The organism is Leptospira licerasiae serovar Varillal str. VAR 010, assembly GCF_000244755.1.
Classification (GTDB): domain Bacteria; phylum Spirochaetota; class Leptospiria; order Leptospirales; family Leptospiraceae; genus Leptospira_B; species Leptospira_B licerasiae.
The window spans coordinates 1,218,790-1,236,916 of sequence record NZ_AHOO02000005.1; the positions used below are offsets into that span (position 1 = coordinate 1,218,790).

General features: G+C 40.1%; 15 protein-coding genes. 9 read left to right on the forward strand and 6 right to left on the reverse strand.

Annotation, left to right across the window (positions count from 1 at the left end):
• The first annotated feature begins 20 nt into the window (after positions 1–20).
• From LEP1GSC185_RS06200 to LEP1GSC185_RS06215, 4 genes are all read left to right on the forward strand, one after another.
• Positions 21–2,159 carry a 7TM diverse intracellular signaling domain-containing protein gene (locus LEP1GSC185_RS06200; RefSeq protein ID WP_008594713.1) on the forward strand — a complete coding sequence of 713 codons (2,139 nt, stop codon included), beginning with the start codon at positions 21–23 and terminating at the stop codon, positions 2,157–2,159.
• A gap of 81 nt (positions 2,160–2,240) precedes the next feature.
• Positions 2,241–3,545, forward strand: coding sequence for a cyclic nucleotide-binding domain-containing protein (locus LEP1GSC185_RS06205; RefSeq protein WP_008595756.1), 1,305 nt, complete (start codon positions 2,241–2,243; stop codon positions 3,543–3,545).
• Positions 3,546–3,634: 89 nt separating this feature from the next.
• Positions 3,635–4,075, forward strand: coding sequence for a DUF1761 domain-containing protein (locus tag LEP1GSC185_RS06210; RefSeq protein ID WP_008594879.1), 441 nt, complete (start codon positions 3,635–3,637; stop codon positions 4,073–4,075).
• Between the two features lie 111 nt (positions 4,076–4,186).
• A complete protein-coding gene (locus LEP1GSC185_RS06215) occupies positions 4,187–6,241 on the forward strand; it encodes a sensor histidine kinase (protein ID WP_008594022.1) in 2,055 nt (684 codons plus the stop codon).
• A 14-nt stretch (positions 6,242–6,255) separates the two neighbouring features.
• Here the strand turns inward: LEP1GSC185_RS06215 and LEP1GSC185_RS06220 are convergent, their stop codons facing one another.
• Positions 6,256–6,849 (reverse strand): YdeI/OmpD-associated family protein, encoded by a 594-nt coding sequence (locus LEP1GSC185_RS06220; protein ID WP_008594598.1) that lies wholly within the window; start codon positions 6,847–6,849, stop codon positions 6,256–6,258.
• Positions 6,850–6,917: 68 nt separating this feature from the next.
• On the opposite strand from LEP1GSC185_RS06220, the gene LEP1GSC185_RS06225 reads away from it, so the two are divergent.
• A complete protein-coding gene (locus LEP1GSC185_RS06225) occupies positions 6,918–7,937 on the forward strand; it encodes an MBL fold metallo-hydrolase (protein ID WP_008595438.1) in 1,020 nt (339 codons plus the stop codon).
• Positions 7,938–7,974: 37 nt separating this feature from the next.
• Complete coding sequence (locus LEP1GSC185_RS06230) at positions 7,975–9,024, forward strand: questin oxidase family protein (protein WP_008595148.1); 1,050 nt, start codon at positions 7,975–7,977, stop codon at positions 9,022–9,024.
• Here the strand turns inward: LEP1GSC185_RS06230 and LEP1GSC185_RS06235 are convergent.
• The 4 genes from LEP1GSC185_RS06235 to LEP1GSC185_RS06250 all read right to left on the reverse strand — a co-directional run bounded on the left by LEP1GSC185_RS06235 (position 9,021) and on the right by LEP1GSC185_RS06250 (position 14,568).
• On the reverse strand, positions 9,021–9,620 hold the full coding sequence (locus LEP1GSC185_RS06235; RefSeq protein WP_008593729.1) for an alpha-ketoglutarate-dependent dioxygenase AlkB family protein: 600 nt from the start codon (positions 9,618–9,620) through the stop codon (positions 9,021–9,023). The two genes, LEP1GSC185_RS06230 and LEP1GSC185_RS06235, sit on opposite strands and share 4 nt — an antisense overlap.
• Positions 9,617–10,477, reverse strand: coding sequence for a bifunctional helix-turn-helix domain-containing protein/methylated-DNA--[protein]-cysteine S-methyltransferase (locus LEP1GSC185_RS06240; RefSeq protein ID WP_008594105.1), 861 nt, complete (start codon positions 10,475–10,477; stop codon positions 9,617–9,619). Before LEP1GSC185_RS06240 ends, LEP1GSC185_RS06235 begins: the two co-directional genes overlap by 4 nt.
• Before the next feature lie 82 nt (positions 10,478–10,559).
• Positions 10,560–12,356 carry a glycoside hydrolase family 15 protein gene (locus tag LEP1GSC185_RS06245; protein WP_010513652.1) on the reverse strand — a complete coding sequence of 599 codons (1,797 nt, stop codon included), beginning with the start codon at positions 12,354–12,356 and terminating at the stop codon, positions 10,560–10,562.
• Complete coding sequence (locus LEP1GSC185_RS06250) at positions 12,340–14,568, reverse strand: bifunctional alpha,alpha-trehalose-phosphate synthase (UDP-forming)/trehalose-phosphatase (RefSeq protein WP_008594417.1); 2,229 nt, start codon at positions 14,566–14,568, stop codon at positions 12,340–12,342. Before LEP1GSC185_RS06250 ends, LEP1GSC185_RS06245 begins: the two co-directional genes overlap by 17 nt.
• A gap of 311 nt (positions 14,569–14,879) precedes the next feature.
• Between LEP1GSC185_RS06250 and LEP1GSC185_RS06255 the strand changes: the two genes are divergently transcribed.
• The gene (locus LEP1GSC185_RS06255; protein WP_008595433.1) at positions 14,880–15,518 is read left to right on the forward strand and encodes a TetR/AcrR family transcriptional regulator; all 639 of its coding nucleotides are present in this window, start codon (positions 14,880–14,882) and stop codon (positions 15,516–15,518) included.
• Between the two features lie 28 nt (positions 15,519–15,546).
• Positions 15,547–16,848: a glycoside hydrolase family 1 protein gene (locus tag LEP1GSC185_RS06260; RefSeq protein WP_008595746.1), complete on the forward strand. Its 1,302-nt coding sequence runs from the start codon at positions 15,547–15,549 to the stop codon at positions 16,846–16,848.
• Here LEP1GSC185_RS06260 and LEP1GSC185_RS06265 read toward each other — a convergent pair.
• Positions 16,841–17,488 carry a TetR/AcrR family transcriptional regulator gene (locus LEP1GSC185_RS06265; RefSeq protein ID WP_010513650.1) on the reverse strand — a complete coding sequence of 216 codons (648 nt, stop codon included), beginning with the start codon at positions 17,486–17,488 and terminating at the stop codon, positions 16,841–16,843. The two genes, LEP1GSC185_RS06260 and LEP1GSC185_RS06265, sit on opposite strands and share 8 nt — an antisense overlap.
• 164 nt (positions 17,489–17,652) lie before the next feature.
• Between LEP1GSC185_RS06265 and LEP1GSC185_RS06270 the strand changes: the two genes are divergently transcribed.
• The gene (locus tag LEP1GSC185_RS06270) at positions 17,653–18,072 is read left to right on the forward strand and encodes a DUF1761 domain-containing protein (protein WP_008594854.1); all 420 of its coding nucleotides are present in this window, start codon (positions 17,653–17,655) and stop codon (positions 18,070–18,072) included.
• Positions 18,073–18,127 lie beyond the last annotated feature (55 nt).

Consider the following 18,127-nt stretch of genomic DNA (forward strand, 5'->3'; position numbering starts at 1 on the left):
AATCATCCGTTATTGGGAACTTGAAAAGGCTATTTTATTCTTTCCTAAAGAAGGGAGGAGTAAAATATTCCTACAAACGTATTCCAATGTACTTATTAAGGGCTTTTGTTCTAATTTTATGTTTTTCGGCCTCGTCTTTATTTTCGGAGGAGGCCATCCCTTTATCTTCCCAAGTAGAACGTAAAAGAATTAGTACTGAGGTCTATTTTTTGGAAGATCCGCATAAGGGGCTCGGAATAGAGAAGGTATCCTCAGCGGAATATTCCAAAAAATTCAAGAAATCGGATATGGACCCGTTAAACTTCGGGCAGACTAACTTCGATTATTGGATCAGGATAACCCTTAAAAACCCGGAAAAAACACAGATCCGAAAAATTTTAGAAATAGATTATACGAATATTGACCGCGTGGACTTTTTTGCGGAGAATACTTCTGGTAAACAGGAGTTAGTCAATTCCAGCGGGATGGCTTTTCCTTATCCAGTTAGAAAAGTAAATCACAGAAATTTCATCTATACCTTAGATTTCCAACCCGAACAGACCCGTACTTTTTACCTGAAGTTAAACACGAGTGGCGGTTTGGTTTTTCCTTTGTTACTATGGAATCCCGAAACATTCTACCATCATAACGCGGATATTCATTTAGGTCTTGGATTATATTATGGGATCATGTGTGTGATGATCCTTTATCATTTATTGATATTCTTATCCACTCGAGATATAAGTTATCTGTTTTTTGTGATTAATATTTTCGGATTTTTCGGGATACAATTGGTGCTTACCGGTCACGGATTCCAATATCTTTGGTCCGAACATCCGGATCTACAGAGGAATTTGTATGTAGTCTTTACCGGAATATGTATGTCTTCCTTGGTTTTATTTGCCCAAAAGTTTTTGAATACGGAAGAAAATATAAATCGTTATTTGAATTATTCTCTTCATTTCACTTGGGGAATTCATGTTCTTCTGACTTTTTCTCCTTTGTTTTTTCCTCCTGAGCTTACAGTTAAAGTAGGTTTGGCTTTGAGCATTCTTGCTCCTTCTTTGGTTTTGATTGCCGCTTCTATTTGCTTTTTTAAAAATTATAGACCCGCTAGATACTTTTTATTGGCATTCAGTTTCCTATGTATTTCCGGAATGTTTGTAGTTTTAAAATTCGCTAATATTGTAGGAGTTTCCAATTGGGCGGACGATGGACTGTATATAGGTTCTTCCATGTCTGCCCTGATATTCTCGTTCGCATTAGCGGATAAGATCAATATTCTCAAAAAAGAAAAAGAAGATGCGCAGCGTAAGATTTTCGAAGCACAGAAAGAAAATCTGGAGATGCAAAAGACTCTAAACGATTCCTTGGAAACCTTAGTGATCGAAAGGACTAAGACGATAGAAGAGCAAAAATTGGAAATAGAAGCTAAGGCAAAATTGATAGAAAAAGACCTTGCTATCGCAGGCAAGATCCAATTTTCACTTCTTCCTTCCGTTCTTCCTAAAACACATAACGTAAGAATTGCATATAGATGTATTCCGATGCTTCATGTGGGAGGAGACTTCGTAGATCTGATTTCCGATCGGACCGGCAGAGCTCTCGGGATATTTATATGCGATGTGACCGGGCATGGAACAGGAGCTGCGATGTTGGCTGCCATGGTAAAAATGGCTCTCGCAGATTGGTCCGACTATTTAAGTGATCCAGGATACATGCTTGCAAAAATGAGAGCTCAGCTTATGGGGAAGCTGAACGGAAATTTTGTGACTGCGACCATGATCACATTCTATCCGGAATCGGGGCGGATCTTGATCGCAAACGCGGGACATCCGGAAGCGATATTGATACGTAAAGCGAATGGAAAACATGAGACTTATCGCCCTACAGGAATTGCGATCAATGAGTTTTTATCCACTCCGAACTATCAAACCTTAAAGACTGAATTGACTAAAGGAGATAAGCTCATTCTTTATACCGATGGTCTCCCTGAAGCAAGGTCTAAAGAAGGGGATTTTTACGGAGACGACAGATTTCTAGATCTTCTCAAAAACTTTTCGGAATTAGAGCCTGAACTATTTTGCAATTCAGTGATCGGAAAGATCCAACATTTTACGGAAGAAGAACAAAGTTCCCATGACGACATGGCAATGGTCGTTCTGGAATATTTAGGTTAACTCTTTTTATATTTTTCTTTTGTTCTCCTGTAGGAATGATTTTATTCCGTCCGATATGTATAACAACCTTTCGGTAAAGTTATGATAACCTTGAAAAATCGGATTAGGGTTTATTGGGATATACTTGTATTTATCTGTATCTTTTGGGCTTCCCTTGAATCCCCCCTGCGGATCGTTATTAACTACGACCCGAACTTACTCCTTACCTGCATTTATTTCTTCATCGATTTCGTTTTCGCTTTGGATATTCTTTGGAATTGTTTTACTCCGGAATATAAAGACGGTAAATGGATCTTAACCCGTTCGCAAGTGATCAAGGACTATTTGGGATCGTGGTTTATTATCGACCTGATTGCTGCTCTACCTTTGGAATATGCCACAACCACGATTTTCGGGCTCCAACAGTCCCAATATCCTTATTTGTATCTATTATTAGGCGTTACCCGTATCTTAAAGGTATTTCGGATATCGGATATCTTGCAAAGGATCAATCTTGCGTTCCAGCCGACTCCTGGAATACTGAGATTGGTCCTCTTTGCTTTTTGGGCAACATTAGTCGCTCATTGGTGCGCCGTCGGATGGTTATATGTGGATGATCTCTTGGATTATCAAACCGGATGGTCCGAGTATATTATCGCTCTGTATTGGACCGTGGCGACTATTGCAACGGTAGGTTATGGGGATATCACACCTTCGACCGATTCGCAAAGGATATATACGATATTCGTAATGATATTGGGTGCGGGCGTGTATGCTACCGTCATCGGAAATATAGCCAGTATTTTAGGAAGCCTGGATCTTGCTAAAGCCGCTCAAAGGAAAAAAATGGCTCAGGTAGATTCGTTTTTGAAAGCCAGAAATATTTCCCAAAATATTCGCAGAAGGGTCCGCGATTATTACATGTACATTATAGACAGAGGATGGGGAGAGGACGAGAACGCTCTTTTGAACGATCTTCCTATATCATTAAGAAGAGAAGTAAAGATCCAATTACACCGTGATCTATTGGAGAAGGTACCTTTTTTGAAAGGTGCGGATCCGGCATTGGTAACTAGTCTCGTCTTTTCAATGAAACCAATGATCTTTTTGGAAGGGGATACGATTTTCAGAAGAGGGGAAAAAGGAGACGACCTATATATTTTAAGCGAAGGATCTGTCGACATTTTGGACTCCGACGAGAAAACGATCTTGTTGAGCTTACAAGAAGGACAATTTTTCGGGGAACTAGCGCTGGTGATGGACGCACCAAGGTCCGCAACTGTTCGAGCTACAACTACATGCGAGATCTATACTTTAAGTAAAACGGATTTTGATAACGTTTTGAAAAGATTTTCTCAATTTAGGTCGGCGATCGAGGAATCCGTAGCTCATTTAAAAAAGAGATAACGGTATTTTGGATCCAGTAGTTTCCTTTCAAAATTAGTTGACCAAGCAAAGTAGTCTGTTAAAAAGCACGGGGAGAAATAGGAGTCTTTATGTTACCGGTAATACCGTTAAATTATTTAGCAATTTTGGTTGGAGTTCTTGCAAACGTAGTCATCGGATTTCTTTGGTTCGGTCCGATCTTCGGTAAGGTCTGGGCAAAAGAAATGGGTTATGAAAATATGCAACCCGATAACAAGGCGATGATTAGATCTATGGTCATCATGATCATAGGTTCTTTTCTAACGGCATACGTTTTAGCTCACAGCTTATTTGTTTGGAAGCCTTCTTCTTGGAACCTTCCTGGAGATGGACCTGCTTGGATGTACGGAGCTTATGCTGCTTTTTATACTTGGCTAGGTTTTTATATACCGATGCTTTTAGGCTCTGTGGCTTGGGAATCAAAATCATGGAAATTATTTTTTATAAATGCCGGATATAATTTGGTTTCTTTGGCCGCAATCGGGCTTATCCTCGCTGTTTGGCCTGCTTAATAGAGCGGTTAGAATTCATAATATTTAAAAAAGGGATTCCAAATCGGAATCCCTTTTTATATCCTAAGCTAAAATCAGAAATTTTTTTCCGAAGGATATCCGGAAGTTCTCTTGAAAAGTAAGCATAACGCATTAATTCTTATTCCCTCATTGATCGGATCTTTGGTCTTAATCGGCTGGTTATTGGATATTGAGATCTTAAAGCGACCGAGAGAGAATATGGTGGCAATGAATCCGATGTCCGCTGTTTCTTTCGTATTTATAGGATTTGCACTTTATCTTATCTTAAATCGGCCCGATTCAAAGACATCTCGCAATTGTATTCGTTTAATTGCGTTACTCGTCTTCTTTGTGGGTCTTTCTAAATTGTATTCCATCGTTAGCGGATTCGACCTCGGGATGGATAAAGTCCTTTTTTCGGATAAGATCGCAAAAGATATTATAAAAGGTGTTCCGAACCGAATGGCTCCGAATACGGCGTTAGATTTTGTAGTACTTAGTTCCGCTGTTTTTTTAACTTCCTTTCGAAAGGAAGTTTTAAGTTCCATCTCTAATTACCTATGTATTTTGGTGCTTTTGATCGGCCTTTTTTCTGTGATCGGTTATGTATATCAGGTCCAGGAATTTTATGGGATCCTTTCTTACATTCCGATGGCGATACACACAGCCATTAGTTTCATTTTATTTTCTTTTGCTCTACTATTGATCAATGGAAATTCCGGATTTATGAAGGTATTTACGAGCAAAAGTTCCGGAGGGATATTAGCTCGCGTATTAATCCCATTTTTGATCATCGTTCCCGTTCTGTTCGGTTATCTTCGTATCTATTTGAACAAATTGAACCCAGTCAGTTTGGAACTAGGGGTAGGGTTCTTGATGACAGGAATCATACTTACCTTTTTTGTTCTTGTCTGGTTTGTCGCCACACAATTGGAAAGATCGGATATGGCAAGGGCAAACGCGGAGCAAAAACTTTCGGAGTTGAATCACGAATTGGAGAAGTTAGTCACCTCCAAAACGATGGACCTATTCAAGAGCGAGAATAGATTCAGGACAATTATAGAACAATTCCCTTATCCAGTATTGACATACGATCCTGGAGGAGTTTGTACCGGAGCGAATTTTGCCTGGGAAGAAATGTGGAACACCAGGAGAGATGTATTAGTCGATTATAATATATTAAAAGATCCACAAATAAAGGAAGCAGGATTTTTTCCTTATGTGGAGAAAGCGTTTAATGGAGATCCCGCTATATCCGAACCATTTCCTTATGATCCTAAGTTGATCGGAAGTTCAGGAAGAGATCGTTGGCTACAAATGGTGCTTTATCCAGTCAAAAATACTGCCGGAAATATCTTAGAAGTGATCGTAGTCCACCAGGATATTACCGCAAGTAAGGAAGCTGAGAATGAGATCAGATCATTGAACAATGAATTGGAAGAAAGAGTAAAGGTTCGCACTGAACAGTTGGTTTTGGCCAATAAGGAATTGGAATCCTTCTCTTATTCCGTCTCTCACGATTTAAGAGCGCCCATCAGAGGGATTAACGGTTTCACTCAGATCCTTCTCGAAGATTACGGAGAGAATTTAGATGCGGAGGGGAGGAGGATCATAGGCAAAATTATAGAGAATGCTAAACAGATGGGGCATTTGGTGGATGATCTTTTGGAGTTTTCCAGGTTGGGAAGAACAGAGCTTGCCGAAAGAGAAATTTCCATGAAAGAATTAGCCGTGACAGTATATAAAGAATTAATGAACTTCGAATCGGGAAGAGAAATCCGTTTTGAAATACAAGATATTCCGAATGTAAGAGCGGATCCGCCTGCAGTGCGACAACTTTTGGTGAATTTGATCTCGAATGCGATCAAGTACACCAAAAAAGTAGAATCACCTGTCATTCAGATCGGTTCTACTGAATCCGAAAAAGGAACCGTTTTTTATATTAAAGACAACGGTGCGGGTTTCAATATGCAATATTATCATAAATTATTCGGTGTCTTTCAGAGATTACATTCCAATTCGGATTTCGAAGGTACCGGAGTAGGGCTTGCCATAGTCAAAAGAATTGCTTTCCGCCACGGCGGGAACGTATGGGCTGAATCCAAAGAAGGAGAAGGCGCGACCTTTTATTTTACTTTGCCAGGACAAGATCCTAAGTTAAAGTGATTCTAAAAATTTAACTAGTCGGCTTCTTTGGTCTCCTTCTTTTTCCAGGTGACTGCATCTATCCTTTTTTGGGATTTGGAATCGAAGATAAGGATATCCAACCTTTTGAGTCTGGTTTCTTCCTTTTTTGGGCTAATCACCCACCAAATGGATGTTCGCTGGTAATAAGGTGCCTGGTTCTTAAAGAACTCCCAGGCCTTTGTATTTTCCTGGAATTGTCTTTTATAAGGCGAGGGCAGCTTTATTTCACTCTGTTCGAATGAATATTGTGCGGTCTTCTTTTTATCAGAATGGAAGGCTTGCAAACCGGACTCTTGGACTAAACCTTCTTGGATCAACTCTTGGATACGTTTTATATTGACCTTACTCCAAATACTCCCTCTTTTTCTGGGGGTAAAGCGGGCAGAATAACTGTCTTCGTCTATTCCCTTTCTGATCCCATCTATCCAACCGAAACATAATGCTTGGTCTATCGCTTCTCCGTAAGAAATTCCTTTTTTAGAGGATTTCGTTTTATAGAACCCTAAAAGAAGTTCGGATTCTTTATTATGATTTTTGGAAAGCCAGGAACGGAATTCCTTTCCGGTCTTAAAGAACTTTGGTGTCATTAGGAATTTCTACTTGGCAGAAGTTTAAAGTGTATATAACTTTATGAAAGTTATTTTCGGTAGGTAGTATGAACATAGTAGGCTCCAGGTCCATTTTTTTTAGCTTTTTGACTGCGGTCGTATTATTACAGAACTGTCTGACTTCTTCCGCAAATATCCAGGACTATAAGGAACATTTTATCGGTAATGATCCAAAAGATCTTTCTTCGGAGATCCCAAAGGGAAAGGTAAGAGCGGTATTTTTAGGGACCAGCTCCATTCTGTTAGATGACGGCGAAACCCAGATCTTAACGGATGGATTTTTTTCCCGACCTTCCCTCTTACATACTATGTTCTCGAAAATTTCTTCCGATGAACAGGAGATCAAATACGTTATGCTTCTTGCAGGCATTAAACGTTTAAAGGGAATTTTCGTATGCCATTCCCATTACGATCATTCTATGGATTCTCCTTTTATTGCCAAGGAGACCGGAGCAAAGTTATATGGCTCTCTTTCCACAATTCAGATCGGAAAGGGGGGAGGGGTTCCGGAAGAACAGCTGGTATTATTCCAACCCGGCAAAAAGATCCAGATCGGTAAATTTAGGATCACTGTGCTGAATTCAAAACATACTCCTCCTTTTCAAATTTTAGGAAAAACGAATGCAGCGGACCCTAACAGACCGGATTTAACGGAAGCTCTGTCTCAACCTGCTAAGGCGGAGGATTATATAGAAGGTGGGACCTACGACTTTTTTGTGGAACATGGAAAACATTCTATCTTGATCAAAGGAAGTACGAATTATGTAGAGAACGCTTTGGACGGCCTAAAGGCTGATATCCTATTCTTAGGGATTGCAATGCTTGGCAAACAAGAAGAAGATTTTAAGGCTAAATATTACGAAGAAACCGTTGCGAAAACTTCACCCAAGATGGTAATTCCCGTACATTGGGATAATTTTTTTAAACCTTTAAGTGAACCCTTGGAGCCTAACTTGAGCTTGGGAGACGATGTAAAAACAGGGATGGAATATTTGATACGAAAAACTTCCGAGAATGGGATCCAGTTCAAGATCCTAAGAGGTTTTGAGAGTATTCTGTTATTTTAATATAATAGTTCATAGAGATCAAGACGGATAGGGCTATATGGAAGAAGAGGACACGATGGAAAAAGTTTTAGAATATTTGGAACCTTTCGGTCCCGACCTAAAAAACGGATTAAGCAATCATGCTCCTATGGCCTGCGAGGCATTGCTAACCATGGGCAAAAAGGAAAGTCTGTTTCCTTGGTTGGAAAGATACGGAAACCAGTTCCTAGAAAAAAAGAAACCTAGAAACAAAATTTATAGCGGTGATTGGAAAGACTTTTTAGGAATGCCGGACACTTATCCTGAGTGGGAGAATTTTTTTAATACAGAGCTGGAAGTAGGCCCCTGGCAAAAAACTATTTCCGAATGGGCGGTTAAACTTGCTCCAGGGATTTGTGCAGATGCTACTCATGGAGTGATCCGCACGGGACACGCAGCCAGAAGTTTATCCAGAAAAGAAACTAAACGTAGGAAGAGAGAGCTTGCATCCGGTTTAGCGGTTTGGGCATCTTCATATTTAGAATTGCCTACTTCTTTCGATTCGTTGCTGGGTTTACAGCCGGAAGATGCGATTCGAAAAGTGGACTTTGTACCGGAAGAATCTAAAAATTTTTCAGGCACAATTGTTTCTTCTCTGCAAGGATTAGGAGATTATGAGAATTTTTCACCTGTGATCGGATATCTAAACGTTTCTAATCAGCCGGAGGAAACTATCTCGGGTCTTTCGGAAGGATTTTCCAGAGTAGTGCTGAATAATGTGGAAGATAATCTATCTGCGATCGTTTTCATTCATTCCGTAACAAGTGTTTCCGCGCTCAGAAGTATATTGCCTTTTTTGAATGAGTATGAAAAAAAATCCATTTTGAGATATTCATGGCAGTCCGGAGCTGCACTGTTTTCCGCATTCGGTAAAAAGTTAAATTTGGAACTTCCTCAAAGAATAGAAAATGAATCTAGAGAGGAAATGATAGAAAAGGCGATAGAACACGGAGACGAACACGCGATCAAATTTACCGAAGTTTGTTTGAAGGAGTTTGAATTTAATCCTTCTCCCGCATATTATGCTGCGGCTAATTTAGCTCGAAAATTTTTAGAACCCCTGTCTTAATAAAGCATAGTTCTGAAAGTCAAATTTACTCTGGGTTGTTTTACCGATTTGGTTTTAGGCAAACTATGGAGCCAGGATTCTTGCGCTTCTTTCATGACCAATAAACTTCCATGCTCTAATATCAAACAAATCCGTTCTTTAGTGGATTTATGTTTGAAGTAGAATTTTCTTTCTGCTCCGAATGATAAGGAAGCGATTGTGGAATTTTTTCCCAAAGCTTTTTCGTCGTCGCTATGCCAAGCCATTCCTTCTTCTCCATTATTGTATAAATTGAGTAAGCAAGAATTGAATTTGGTTTTAGTAATTTCTTCCGTTAAAATTTTTAATTCGGAAAGTTCTTTTGTCCAAGGCAGCGCTTTTTTCGTCGTATTTGAATAAGTGTATTGGTAATCCGAATCTCCGAACCAGGCTACCATCCTTTTGGTTACGATATGTTTCCCGAAAATAATTGCCTCGTCGTTTTTCCAGGGAATATCTCTTAAAAGCAGATCTAAATAATCGTCAGCAGAACTATCGGAAATAATCGGCCCGAAATATTGTACGATCCCATCGTAAGGTAAATAATTTCGGTCAGTTTTTTGTCGGAATAAATTCATAGATCGTTCCTATTGATCAGGTCCGTTTTGGCGGCTTCCCAACCGATCATGGCAACTTTACGAGAATTTCCCCAATGATATTCTCCGAATTCTCCCGAAGAACGGATGACTCTATGACAAGGGATCAGAAATGCCACAGGATTATTTCCGATCGCGGTACCTATGGCCCTGGTCGCTTTAGGGTTTCCCATTTGTTCACCGATATGTCCGTAAGTGGAAAGTTTTCCCATAGGGACTTTCAAAAGAGTTTCCCATACTTTGAGTTGGAAGTCTGTACCTTTCAGATGTAATTTTATTTTACTAAGTTGGCTCCAATCATGTGTAAATATGAATAAAGCGTTTTGCTGGATCATATCCACAGTTTGGTTATAAGTAGCATTTGGAAAAATAGACTTTAGATCTTGGAATACCTTCTTTTCACTTTCGAAAAAAGAAATATAACAAATTCCTTTTGGAGTGGAAGCCACAAGTAATTTTCCAAAAGGACATTCCGCATAACTATAGTTAATCGAAAGATCCTTTCCTCCGTTTTTATATTCTCCGGGAGTCATTCCTTCGATATTAATAAACAGATCGTGAAGCCTTCCCGTACCTGAAAGTCCGGAATCCAAGGCGATGTCCAACAATGAGGAGCCAGTCTCTTTTAACAGACTTTTTGCATATTCTAAAGTTGTGTATTGTAAGAACTTCTTCGGACTTACTCCTGCCCAGTCTGTGAACATTCTCTGGAAATGATGAGGGCTAAGTTTTAATTTGCCTGCGACATCCTCAAGGCTAGGTTGCGTTTTAAAGTTTTTACGAAGATAAAAGATCGCATCAGCGATCCTATCGAAGTCCGTGTTTTGTTGTCCTTTCATGGTATAGGAGTATAAGAAGAATGTCCGGATATAGAAACCCGATACTTGCTATTTTTACAGTAAAAAAGTTTCAACCCGGATCTTATGGACATAAAAATAAAGGTATGTCCATTTTTCTGGAGATCCTGAACGCGGAATTCATTAATCCCACGTGACTGTAGGCTTGGGGAAAATTTCCCCATTGAGACCCGTTTGCCGGATCCACGTCTTCCGAAAAAAGCCCCAGATGATTGGTATAATTCAGAAGATTTAAAAAATATTCTTTAGCCTCTTCCAACCTTCCCACGCAGGCTAATGCATCCACATACCAGAACGCGCAAACAAGAAAAGCCGTTTTAGGAGCTCCGAAATCGTCGTTATGTTTATAACGAAAAAATAATCCTTCTTTAGTTTTTAATTCCGATTCCAGAACGGCCAAGTGTCGATTCGCTTTTTCCGGATCTTCTTTCAGATAACCCAAGCTAATTAGTTGTAATAAACTGGCATCCAAATGTTCAGAGCCTTCCGCTTGCGTATAAACACCTCTTTTTTTATCGTAACATGCTTCGATATTTAGAGCGGATCTTTCCTTTAAGAAAACTGCTAAATCGCATATTTCCCGGTCGTTTAATTTTTCTCCGATCTTTTCCGCCGCTGAGCTTCCCGCCCAATGGAATAAAAAAGTATAACAATGTTTCTGCTGGAGGTTCCTGAATTCCCATAATCCTGCATCCGGTTCATCCATCGTTCTTTCGATATGTTTAAGAAGATTTAATATGGACTCTCCGGAGGAAGATTTACTTTTTTTATGAAATCTTGCGTCCAGATATAAAGGCATAATAGAAAGTAGGATCTGTCCATAAACATCGTTTTGAATATGGGTGAATGCTTGATTGCCTATACGAACCGGTTTATTCCCGAGATAACCGTCTAGATCTAAGATCTTCTCCTCCAGAATTTCCTCTCCTAAAATAGAAAATAATGGTTGTATTCTTTCTCTTTTAGTCGAGGCGATATTCTCCAAAAAATGAGAGTAATGCTCCATCTCCTCAAAATGTCCAATGCCGTTTAACGCACTCAAAGTATAGTAAGCGTCCCTGATCCAACAATACCTATAGTCCCAATTCCTACCACTAGATGGAGATTCGGGAAGACTTGTAGTTCCTGAGGCGATAATCGCTCCCGTATCCTGGAATTGGTGGAGTTTGAGAGCTAAAGCGGAGCGAATGACTGCTTCCTGCTGGAATTCCCCTATAGAACAGTGCTTTACCCAATTTCTCCAATATTCTCTGGTCCGATCCAATAAATCCTGGACCTTTCTTTCCGACGGATTTTCGAGATGATCTCCGTAACTTAGAACCAGATATTTTGTTTCGTTTAAAACAAACGAAGTATTTTGAAGAACATAATGGAGAGATATATTCGTTGTTAGGCGAAGATCGGATCCCAAACCTGAAAATAGGATATGGTTGCTTGCTATACTTGCCTTAGGCAGAAAACTACCGTAAGAGTCTCTCGGATCGCAAACGACATTTATTTTCGGAGAGTCTTCTATCGGCTCGATTTTCCGCAGGAATATTAAAGGTTTATAATGCATTTCTCCTTCGAAAAATCTTGGAGCGAAATCCGTAACTAAAAAAGTACCGTCATGACAAGTCACTTTAGTTCGGATGATATTCGTATTTTCCTCGTATTTTTGTTCGAAGATTGCGTCTCGATCTTCCGGAATGATACGAAAGGAGCCACCTTTGTCCCGATCTAAAAGAGATCCGAAAATAAAGGAAGAGTCGAACTTAGGCCAGCACAACCATTCTACTTCCGTATTCTTGGAGATATAAGCCAAAAAGGAACAATTCCCGATAATCCCGGAGGAATAAGTATGTTTATCCAAAATTTTCATCTCCCGGAATAGGTTTAACTAATGATTCGATTAAATTTAAGACCTGCTCGGAGGACCTGAGATAGTAACGCGCTTCCGTAGGACCGATCCCTACCTTTATAGAATACGTATACTTGGGAAGTTCACGGAACATATCCTCGTCGGTCCAATCGTCTCCCACTGCTAAGATAAAATCTGCGGAAATTTCAGCGGCGATCTGTTTAGAAGAAATTCCTTTATTAACTCCGGAACATTTTACTTCGATCACCTTATTTCCTTTTAGGACTTGTACATCTAAATTTCCCGTATAGTTGACTAGATCGTTCAAAAGTTCCCGGGACATAGGATCCGCTGTGTCGTTTTCCGCTCCGCGATAATGCCAAGCTAGGGAAAATTCTTTCTCTTCGATAAATGTTCCGGGAAGGCGTCTACAGTATTCCTCCAATATAGGATAAAGATCCGATTTCCAGCCGGAGGATAGTTCTCTGAATAATTTCCAATCCCCGTTTACTTTGTACCATACGCCATGTTCTGCGATAAAACTTAATCCAAGGCCAGAAAGAGTTTTATCCAGCCAATGCCTATCTCTTCCGCTGACTATACACACTGTATTTTGGGGATCCGAGGAAAGACGTAACAATAAATGTCTTAGTCTGAATTCCGGGATCGCTTCCGATGGGTTCTTCGCAAAAGGTACTAAGGTGCCGTCATAGTCTAAAAATAAAACCCTTTTGGATGAATTCTTGAATCTAGTCAGGATCTCACCTTGGATCTTGCCTTCGATAATTTTTGCTGAAAGGTCTTTGGCATTTTTTTTGGTTTCTTCCAAGCGGGTCAAAAAATCCGAAGCCCATTTTATCACGTCGTATTTACGGATACGTTCCACCATTGGAAGGTTCCGTGCAATTTGTTCTTCTAAAGAACTTGTGAGCGCTTCCAGGATTGCGTCACTTACGTCTTGGGGATTATTCGGATTGATGAGGATCGCTTCTCCTAATTCTTTTGCGGCTCCTGTCATTTCGGATAAAACAAGTACGCCGGAAAGATCTGGTCTAGAGGCGAGAAATTCCTTTGCGACCAAATTCATTCCGTCGCGGAGAGGTGTGACTAATGCTACATCTGAAATCCCGTAAAATGCGACCAACTCCTCGAAAGAAAAATATTTATAACGGTAAATGATCGGAGACCATTCCATAGTGGCGTAAAGACCGTTGATCCTGCCCACCATTCTCTCAATCGATTCTCTCATTTTACCGTATTCTTCCACTTCCGAGCGGGAAGGGACGATGATCATTAGCAGGACTACTTTTTCTTTCCATTCAGGATGTTCTTCCAGGAATAATTGGAATGCCTCCAACCTTTTTGCTATCCCCTTTGAATAATCCAGTCTATCTACAGTCAGTAAGAGTTCTTTATCTTTGATCCCTCTTCCTAATTCTTGTTTTAGAATTTCACAAGAATTCGTAAGAGAGAATTGCCTGAACTTTTCGAAATCGATCCCCATCGGAAAAGTTTCCACTTTAATGAATCTGTCTCCGTGGTTGATCAGTCCGAAATGATTATCTAATCCTAATATTCTAAGAACCGATCTTAAAAAATACTGGGTGTAGTCGTTTGTATGGAATCCGACCAAATCGCTTCCTAAAATCCCTAAAAGGAGTTCTTTTCTCCATGACATCGGTAAGAGCCTATAGACTTCGAAATGAGGAAACGGGATATGTAGAAAAAAACCGATCTTAATATCCGGAACGATCTCCCTGAGTAGGGAAGGTAAAAGAAAAAGATGATAATCGTGTATCCACACGGTATCTCCGGCTTCGTAGATCTGGAGGACTTTTTGTGCGAATCTTCGATTGATCTCTTTGTAAGACTGCCATTCTTCCTGGGAGTAATTCGTATAACTCGGAAAGTAATGGAATAAAGGCCAGATGGTGCGATTACAGAAACCGGAATAAAACTGTTTGATCTCTAATTCGGAAAGATAAACGGGGAAATACCCGAATCCTTGCTCGAGAGTTTTGTTTACTTCTTCTATCTTCGTTTCGGCAACGATGCTTCCAGGCCAACCTACCCAAACGAATTTATTCTCAGGTCCTAACTTTTCTAAAAAAGAAGAGACCCCTGTTGCAAGACCTCCCGCACTTTTTCGATAGGAGTATTTACCTTTACGAAGTGTAAGATTAACGGGGAGACGGTTCGATACGATGATTAGTTTGTTCTTTTGAAGTTTCATAGCTTCATTTGGAACTAATTCCCACCTTGAGAGCCATGAAGAACAAATTAATATTTCATAATATACTCAAGGTCAGTTCATTCGATTCGGGAATATAATACAGAATATTGCTTCGTTCGGAGCTTAACAGTACTTTTTTAAAAGAGATCCGAAAATGACACTATTCATTTGTCTGCGCGAAAACGGAGAGCATTCTCAGAGATGAACTCAGGAGAAGTAGAATCGAGCGAAAAATCGCACAAATGACTTGACTCTTTAGATTTACTGATTAAACAAATGTCACATATTGTGACATTTGAAAGAGAAGAAATGTGGGAACAAGAGAGCAGACCAGAGAACTTGTCTTAGAAGCCGCGGAATCCCTGTTTCTGGCCAAAGGGCTCCTGGATGTTTCCATGGAAGAAATCGCTGCCAAGGCGGCCTGTACTAGGCGAAATCTGTATCGTTATTTCGATACGAAAGAATCGCTGAGTATCGAGGTTCTCAGAAAACTTTTAGCTCCTTGGAACAATTTCCAGCTCCAAACGTTTGAACAACTTAGAAGTTCCAATCTTTCAGGAAGGGAAGAGCTAGTTTCCTTTCTCAAAACTCTGGCGAAATATTTAGAAACTCATAAACCAATGCTTCGCTTTACTGCGGAGTTCGATTTTGTATTCAGAGAGCGTAGTTCTTTTCAATTGGATGTTTCTTCCGAAGAATCTTTATTCGCAGAGTTCTTATTCACTGAAAAACTTATTACAAAAATTTTAGAAAGGGGGGAAGCGGATGGAAGTCTCAGAGTCCCTTCTTCCTTAGCGATACTAGTTCCTACGATCACCACAGTTCTTTGGGGACTCGGACAGAGAGTGTCTCTTAGAGAAACTTTGATCCCAAGCGAATTTGGAGTGAATGGAATGGAACTAGTACAAACACAAATTGATCTATTGGTGCTTGCTCTAGAAACGAAATAAGGTCACTGAGAATAGAAGGAGAATTAACATGTCTAAAAGTTTCGAACTTCCTAAGGATTTTTTATTGGGTTCTGCAACTGCAGCGACTCAGATAGAGGGTGGAGACATCTACAATAATTGGTATGCATGGTCTCTTATCGGAAAAGTCGGAAATGGAGAATCTTCCATTACTGGAGCGGATCATTACCGCAGATACGTGGAAGATATAGAACTTCTTTCTCAGCTTCACCAAGAATGTTATCGTATGAGTATTGAGTGGAGTCGTATTGAACCGAAACAAGGAGAATGGTCTGCAGAAGGAGTGGAACATTATCGTGACGAATTCAAAAGACTTATCAAAGCAGGGATCAAACCTCTCGTAACTCTTCATCATTTTTCTTGCCCTCAATGGTTCCAGGAAAAAGGGGGATGGCTTTCTGAAAATGCAGTAGAGGACTTTATTCGATTCACGGATTTCTCCGTCAAAAGTTTCGGTGATCTGGTTTCAGAATGGTGCACCATTAATGAACCGAACGTATTCGCAAACGATAGCTATATGGATGGAAAATATCCGCCCGGAAGCCACGGAGATATAGCAGCCTATATGAAGGTTACTAAACGTCTAGTGATCGCACATTTGAGATCATACAAACTCATTCACAAGATCCGTAAAGAAAAAGGTTTTGCAGGAGAAACAAAAGTAGGTTTTGCTCATCATCTAGCTATATTCGAACCTTTTAATTCTCATCCGCTCGCTAAGCTCGGCCGTTTCTTGAGTGATTATCTATTTCACGAAATTCAAATGAAAGGTTTTGTAGAAGGTAAACTTTGTTTTCCTATTGGATTCGGATACCCGGAAGGAAAAGGTATCTTTTGCGATTTTATAGGGATCAATTATTATTCCAGACATCTATTCAAGGCAAGTTATAATCCTGGAAATCTATTCGCAACTCCAATGGTGGACCCTAAAATTGGAAACGCGGAGAAGAATGATCTCGGCTGGGAAATTTATCCGGAAGGTCTTTACAAAGTTTGTCACCGTGCTTGGGATAGATACAAACTTCCGATATATATCACGGAGAATGGTATCCCGGATGAGAAAGACGAAAAGAGAGAAAAATATATAGTAGACCATCTTTATCAGATCAAACTACTTCTGGATGAAGGCGTAAAAGTAGAGCGCTATTATCATTGGTCCTTTTTGGATAATTTAGAATGGAACGACGGTTACGGTCCTCGATTCGGTCTGGTAGAAGTGGATTATACTACTATGAAAAGGAAACCACGCCTAAGCGCTCTTCGTTATGCGGAGATTTGTAGGACCAAGAGGATCGAAAATAGATCTATCTGATTGAATTTCGTTTTGCAGTCGAGATCGATTGCAGATAATTCTTCATCATGTTCAGAAAGTGACCGCATAATTTTCGGTCACCCGATCCTTTTAAGAAGCCGTAGACTCCTTCATGGAACATCACGATAAAGGAAGCGGCTTCCTGCGTATTAATATTCTCCAGGATCAGTCCGTTCTCTTTCGCTCGTACCAATTCTTTTTCTAATTCTTGTATCCAAAGTTGAAGAGCCGATTTCAGCCGAGTCTGAAATCCTTTGTCCACAGGCGACATCTCCTGCATGAAATTATTTAAAGGGCACCCATAACGGATTAGATCGGGCTTAATATCGCAGATATGTTTTTGCATCAGGTCCAGTATCCCTTGCAATGGATCATCGTAATCCTGGAGAGGGCGGATCCAACGATTTAGGATCAGAGGCCGGATAACTTCTTCTACCACCGCATAACCTAAAATGAACTTGGTAGGAAATTGATGGTAAAATGCTCCCTTGCTCAGATCCGTTTCCTTTACTAGGTCGTCCATGCTTGTGGCCTGAAAACCCGATTGAAAGAACTTCTGAAAGGCAGTGTATAAGATCTTCTCTCTGGTTTTCTGCAGATCTCTGGTTTTTGGTGATTCTTTAACTGCCTTTTTTTTCATTTGTTTCAAACGTAATCTCTCCTACTAACTAAGCTATTTTCCCGAATTCGGCAACAAAAAAGGACTCACGAAAAAATTTTTCTTGTAACATACTAATTGGTATGTTAATGAAGTGCATCCGCTTGCAAAATAGTATGCGGCGGAAAAATCTATTGGATAATAATATGTTACCGATCAATTTAATTTCAGTGTTGTTGGCCACCCTTGCCGCTATGGTTTTAGGTTTTCTTTTGCACGGACCCATCCTCGGCAAAGTTTGGATGAGGCTCGCGAATATCGTACCCACAGGAAATGAAAAGTTCTCCGATATGCTCCCGAATCTATTTTGGAACTTAGTCGCAAACTTTGTGACCGCTTACGTGATAGCAGTCATTTATTTGTTCGCCATGCCTTCTCCTTATTTAGCAGGAGAGGGCATTTGGAGAGGAGTGGTGTGTGCACTTTGGCTTTGGATCGGTTTTGTAGTAACTTCCAGTTCTATGGAAGTGATCTGGATGGGAAGAAAACTCGGTCTTTGGTTATTCGAATGTGGATGCTCTTTCCTTGTAATGTCCGTCATGGGTGCGATCATCGCAGGCTATTAAAAATATCTGAGTAGTCTGTCTGACTTATATCCACATGAGCTTTGAGAATTGACTT

Coding starts and splice junctions, on each gene's coding strand:
- LEP1GSC185_RS06205 (WP_008595756.1), top strand. CDS start 2,241: ATGATAACCTTGAAAAATCGGATTAGGGTTTATTGGGATATACTTGTA.
- LEP1GSC185_RS06210 (WP_008594879.1), top strand. CDS start 3,635: ATGTTACCGGTAATACCGTTAAATTATTTAGCAATTTTGGTTGGAGTT.
- LEP1GSC185_RS06220 (WP_008594598.1), bottom strand. CDS start 6,849: ATGACACCAAAGTTCTTTAAGACCGGAAAGGAATTCCGTTCCTGGCTT.
- LEP1GSC185_RS06225 (WP_008595438.1), top strand. CDS start 6,918: ATGAACATAGTAGGCTCCAGGTCCATTTTTTTTAGCTTTTTGACTGCG.
- LEP1GSC185_RS06230 (WP_008595148.1), top strand. CDS start 7,975: ATGGAAGAAGAGGACACGATGGAAAAAGTTTTAGAATATTTGGAACCT.
- LEP1GSC185_RS06235 (WP_008593729.1), bottom strand. CDS start 9,620: ATGAATTTATTCCGACAAAAAACTGACCGAAATTATTTACCTTACGAT.
- LEP1GSC185_RS06240 (WP_008594105.1), bottom strand. CDS start 10,477: ATGAAAGGACAACAAAACACGGACTTCGATAGGATCGCTGATGCGATC.
- LEP1GSC185_RS06245 (WP_010513652.1), bottom strand. CDS start 12,356: ATGAAAATTTTGGATAAACATACTTATTCCTCCGGGATTATCGGGAAT.
- LEP1GSC185_RS06250 (WP_008594417.1), bottom strand. CDS start 14,568: ATGAAACTTCAAAAGAACAAACTAATCATCGTATCGAACCGTCTCCCC.
- LEP1GSC185_RS06260 (WP_008595746.1), top strand. CDS start 15,547: ATGTCTAAAAGTTTCGAACTTCCTAAGGATTTTTTATTGGGTTCTGCA.
- LEP1GSC185_RS06265 (WP_010513650.1), bottom strand. CDS start 17,488: ATGAAAAAAAAGGCAGTTAAAGAATCACCAAAAACCAGAGATCTGCAG.
- LEP1GSC185_RS06270 (WP_008594854.1), top strand. CDS start 17,653: ATGTTACCGATCAATTTAATTTCAGTGTTGTTGGCCACCCTTGCCGCT.